Annotated in this window: 1 protein-coding gene; it reads left to right on the top strand. The window is 71.2% G+C overall.

Going from position 1 to position 5,787, the window contains the following annotated elements; genetic code table 11:
* The coding region (locus ACFT4A_RS42165) for an amino acid adenylation domain-containing protein (RefSeq protein WP_382841943.1) at window positions 1–5,787 on the top strand (5,787 nt) is incomplete at both ends.

Raw genomic sequence — 5,787 nt, 5'->3', positions numbered from 1 at the left:
CGGGTGAAGTGGACCCCGGACGGCCAGGTGGTCTTCCTGGGGCGTGTGGATGAGCAGGTCAAGATCCGTGGCTTCCGGATCGAACCGGGCGAGGTCCAAGCCGTCGTCACCGCGCATCCGAATGTGGCGCAGGCAGCCGTCATCGCCCGCGAGGATGTGCCGGGGGACCGGCGCCTGGTCGCCTACGTCGTCGCCGACGAGCCCGACGACATCACCGAACTCGCAGCAGACATACGGGCGTTCGCCGCACGTCGCCTGCCCGAGCACATGGTTCCCTCAGCCGTAGTAGTCCTTGACGCACTGCCGCTGACCGGCAACGGAAAGCTCGACCGCAAGGCCCTGCCCGCACCCGACTACGCGGGCACGGCCGGGACGGGCCGAGGGCCGGCGACGCCGCAGGAGGAGATCCTCTGCCTGGCCTTCGCCGAAGTCCTCGGTCTGGACACTGTCGGTGTCGACGACGACTTCTTCGAGCTGGGCGGTCACTCGCTGCTCGCGGTACGGCTCGTGAGCCGGGTCCGGTCCGTGCTGGGTGTCGAGGTCGAGATCCGGGAGCTGTTCGAGGCGCCCACGGTCGCGGGTCTCGCCGCTCGCCTGGCGGATGCGGCTGCGGCCCGTACCCCGCTGACGGCACGGGAGCGACCTGAGCGGATCCCACTGTCGTACGCGCAGCAGCGGCTGTGGTTCCTGGGTCAGTTGGAGGGACCGAGCGCTACGTACAACGTGCCGACGGTGCTGCGCCTGACCGGCGAGGTGGATGTCCCTGCGCTGGATGCGGCGCTGCGGGACGTGATCGGCAGGCACGAGGTGCTGCGCACGGTGTTCCGGGCGGCGGACGGTGAGCCGTACCAGCACATCCTGGGGCTTGACGAGCTGGCCTGGGAGTTGCAGGTCGTGGCTCAGGCGGACCCCGACGCGGCGATCGCCGAGGCAACCGGGTACGTCTTCGATCTGACCGTGGACGTGCCGATCCGTGCCTGGCTGTTCGAAGCGGGTCGGGGCGAACGCGTGCTGGTCGTCGTCACGCACCACATCGCCAGCGATGGCTGGTCGAGGGCGCCACTGGCCCGGGACCTGTCCACGGCCTACGCGGCGCGGCGGGCGGGGCGGGCCCCGGCGTGGGAGCCGCTGCCCGTCGAGTACGCCGACTACGCCCTGTGGCAGCGTGACCTTCTCGGCGACGAGGCAGACCCGGACAGCCTGATCTCCCGGCAGATCGCACATTGGCGGGAGGTGCTGGAGGGGGCGCCGGAGGAGTTGGAGCTGCCCGTTGACCGTGCGCGGCCGGATGTCGCCTCGCACCGTGGGTACGCCGTGCCGCTGGAGGTTCCGGCGGAGGTGCACGCGCGGCTGACGGAGGTGGCGCGTAGCGAGGGCATGACCATGTTCATGGTGCTGCAGGCAGCCCTGGCCATGACGCTGTCCAAGCTCGGTGCGGGCACCGACATCCCGATCGGCTCGGCGAACGCGGGCCGTACGGACGCGGCGCTGGACGATCTGGTCGGCTTCTTCGTGAACACCCTCGTGGTGCGGACGGACCTCTCGGGCGACCCGACGTTCCGTCAAGTGCTGGCCAGGGTGCGGGAGTCGAGCGTGTCGGCGCTCGCCCACCAGGACGTGCCGTTCGAGAAGCTGGTGGAGGAACTGACCCCGGCCCGTTCCCTGGCCCGGCACCCGCTGTTCCAGGTGATGCTCACCGTGCAGAACAACGCTGAGGCGGTGCTCGACCTGGGTCGTGCACGGGCCCACGGGGTGTCCGGGGGAGAGCCGGCGGCTCGGTTCGACCTGGACTTCTCGGTCGTAGAGGCGTTCGACGACGCGGGCGCGCCGGCGGGACTGCACGGCGCGGTCATCGCTGCGGCGGACCTCTTCGACGCGGAGACGGTCGAGCGTGTGGTGGAGCGGTGGGGGCGGGTCCTCGACCAGCTGGCCGGGGTTCCGGACCTGCCGCTGAGCGCCGTCGACGTCCTGGACGAGGACGAGCGGCGGCGGGTGCTCACCGAGTGGAACGACACGACGGCCGCGGTCACCGCCGCGACGCTTCCGGACCTGTTCGCTGGGCAGGTCGCGCGCACGCCGGATGCGGTGGCGGTCGTCGCCGACGGGGTCGGGGTGTCGTACGCCGAACTGGACGCGCGGGCGAACCGGCTCGCCCGGCTGCTGATCGGGCGGGGCGTGGGCCCCGAGTCGGTGGTCGCGGTGGCGATGGAACGTGATGCCGAGCTGATCGTCGCGCTGCTCGCCGTGCTGAAGGCCGGAGGTGCGTACCTCCCGGTCGACCCGGAGTATCCGGCGCCGCGGATCGCTCACATGCTCAGTGACGCGGCACCGGCCGTGGTGCTGACCTCGGTGGCCTGCCGCGCGTCGGTGCCGGAGTCGGTCACCGTGCCGACCGTGCTGGTGGACGACCCGGCGGTGGCGGCCCAGCTGGCCGGGTTCGGCGCCGGCCCCGTGGAGGACGCCGAGCGGACCGGCGCGCTGCTGCCGGACCATCCCGCCTATGTGATCTACACATCCGGTTCCACCGGTCGGCCGAAGGGCGTGCTGGTGCCCCACCGGGGTGTCGTCAGCCTGTGCGAGCAGCACGCGGCGGGCCCGGTGTTCGGACCGCCGGTGGTCGCCCGCTCGGGCGACGTCCCCCCGGAGGGTGCCCGGCTGCGGGTGGCGCTGACGACGTCCGTGTCCTTCGACGCATCGTGGAACCAGCTGTCCGCCCTGTTCGTCGGCCATGAGCTGCACGTGGTCGACTCCGTGACCTGGCGGGACGCCGAGCTGCTGGTGCGGTGGCTGGACACGAGCCGTATCGACTTCGTCGAGGTGACACCGTCGTACCTGCGACTGCTCCTGGACGAGGGGCTCCTCGACGGCCGGGGGCGGTGCCCGGCACGCATCGGTGTCGGCGGCGAGGCCACGGGCCGCGACCTGTGGGAGCGGCTGCGTACGGCCGAGGGCGTGGAGGGCCTCAACTTCTACGGACCCACCGAGTGCACCGTGGACGTGGCCGTGGCCCGGGTGACGGAGACCGAGGCTCCCGCGATCGGCCGTCCCGTCGCGAACACCCGCGCCTACGTCCTGGACGGGCACCTGCGTCCGGTGGTGCCAGGTGTCGTGGGCGAGCTCTACGTCTCCGGATCCGGCCTGGCACGTGGCTATGCCGGACGCTCAGGTCTGACGGCGGAGCGCTTCGTGGCCTCCCCGTTCGAGCCTGGCGCCCGCATGTACCGCACCGGCGACCGCGTACGGTGGACCGCCGACGGCCGCATGGAGTTCCTGGGCCGGGCGGACGAACAGGTCAAGATCCGCGGTTTCCGGATAGAGCCGGGCGAGGTCCAGGCCGTGGTGGCCGCACACCCTGACGTCGTCCGGGCCGCGGTCGTGGCCCGCGAGGACAGCCCGGGCGAACGGCGCCTGGTCGCCTATGTCGTGCCGGTCGACGGCATCGAGGGTGAACTGGGCGTCACTGTAAGGAAGTTCGTCTCCGATCGACTGCCCGAGTACATGGTGCCCGCGGCGGTGGTCGTCCTGGACGCCCTGCCGCTGTCGCCGAACGGCAAGCTGGACCAGAGGGCGCTGCCCGTCCCCGAGTACCGGGTGGGCGCGGGCCGGACCCCCGCCGAACCTCGGGAGGAGCTGTTGTGCGGGGTGTTCGCGCAGGTTCTGGGTCTGGAGCGGGTGGGGGTCGACGACGACTTCTTCGCGCTGGGCGGGCATTCGTTGCTCGCGGTCCGGCTCGTCAGCCGGGTCCGGACGGTGCTGGGTGTGGAGGTGTCGTTGCGGGCGTTGTTCGAGGCGCCCACTCCTGCCGGGGTGGCGGCGCGGGTGGCGGGGGCGGACCGGGCGCGGCTGCCGCTGGCGGCGGGGGTGCGTCCCGAGCGGGTGCCGTTGTCGTACGCCCAGCAGCGGTTGTGGTTCCTGTCCCAGTTGGAGGGCGGCGCTGCTTACAACGTTCCTGTCGTGCTTCGTCTGTCGGGTGGGGTGGACGCTGCCGCGTTGGATGCGGCGCTGCGGGATGTGATCGGGCGGCACGAGGTGCTGCGCACCGTGTTCCCGGCGGTGGAAGGCGAGCCGTACCAGAGGATCATCCGAGCCGAGGACGTCGACTGGGAGTTGTCCGTGTCGGCGGTGGCCCCGGAGGGCCTGGACACGGCCATCGCCGAGGCGACGGGCCATGTGTTCGACCTGGCGTGCGAGGTGCCTGTCCGGGCGTGGCTGTTCGAGGCCGGGGCGGACGAGCGGGTTCTGGTGCTCGTGCTGCACCACATCGCCAGCGACGCCTCGTCCAGGGCACCCCTGGCACGTGATGTCTCCGTCGCGTACGCGGCGCGGTGCGCGGGCCGGGCGCCCGAGTGGCAGCCGCTGCCGGTGCAGTACGCCGACTACACACGCTGGCAGCGTGAGCTGCTCGGCGACGAGGACGACCCCGGGAGCCTGCTGTCCCGACAGGTCGACTACTGGCGCGAGGCCTTGGACGGCCTGCCGGAGGAACTGGAACTGCCCGCCGACCGACCCCGCTCCGGAGTGGCCTCCCACCGGGGTCACAGTGTGCCGCTGGACATCCCGGCCGACGCGCACGCACGGCTGTTCGAGGTCGCACGATCAGAGGGCGTGACCACGTTCATGGTCGTGCAGGCCGTCCTGGCGATGCTGCTGTCCCGCCTGGGCGCCGGCACCGACATCCCGATCGGCACCGCGAACGCCGGCCGCACCGACGAAGCCCTCGACGACCTGGTCGGCTTCTTCGTGAACTCCCTGGTCATCCGCACCGACCTGTCGGCTGACCCGACGTTCCGCGAGGTACTGGCACGGGTGCGGGAGACGAGCCTGTCGGCGTTCGCGCACCAGGACGTGCCGTTCGAGAAGCTCGTCGAGGAACTGGCCCCGACCCGCTCGAGGACGCGGCATCCGCTCTTCCAGGTCCAGCTCGACCTGCACAACAACGCGGAAGCCGTGCTCGAACTGCCCGGCGCCGAGGCCGCCGACAGCACATCCCTGACGACCCGTGCGGCGAAGTTCGACATCGAGGTCCTGCTCGGCGAGGCCTTCGACTCCGAGGGCGCACCGGCGGGACTGCGCGGGGCGGTGATCGCGGCCGCGGACCTGTTCGAGGCGCGCTCCGCCGAACGACTGGCCCAGCGTCTGACCCGGGCACTGAAACAACTGGTCACCGAACCGGACACTTCGCTGAGCGCACTCGAGGTGCTGACCGATGAAGAGCGGCGGTTGGTGCTGGACGACTGGAACGGGTCGGTGGTTGCGGCCGGTTCGTCGGTGCCGGAGTTGTTCGAGGCGCAGGTCGCGCGGACGCCGGATGCGGTGGCGGTGGTGGCGGATGGTGTGTCGGTGTCGTTCGCGGAGTTGGATGTGCGGGCGAATCGGTTGGCGCGTTTCCTGGTGGGTCAGGGGGTGGGTGCGGAGTCGGTGGTGGGTCTGTGTCTGCCGCGTGGGGTGGAGTTGGTTGTCGGGGTTTTGGGGGTGTGGAAGGCGGGGGCCGGGTTCTTGCCGGTGGATCCGGAGTATCCGGCGGAGCGGATCGCGTATGTGCTGCGGGACAGTGGCGCGGTGTTGACGCTGACCACGGAGGAGGTCCTGGAGGATCTGCCGGCCGGTCGGGGCCGGCTGGTGGCGGTGGATGATCCGGTCATGGTGGAGCGGCTGGGGCATGCGCCGGTGTCGTCGCCCGAACGCCACATGCTTCGCGAGCAGTTGGCGTATGTGATCTATACGTCGGGTTCGACGGGGCGGCCCAAGGGTGTGGCGGTGACGCATGGGGGTCTGGCCAATTATGTG

The sequence above is a fragment of the Streptomyces sp. NPDC057099 genome (assembly GCF_042671245.1).
GTDB lineage: Bacteria > Actinomycetota > Actinomycetes > Streptomycetales > Streptomycetaceae > Streptomyces > Streptomyces purpurascens.
This window is presented reverse-complemented; position numbering and strand designations above follow the sequence as displayed.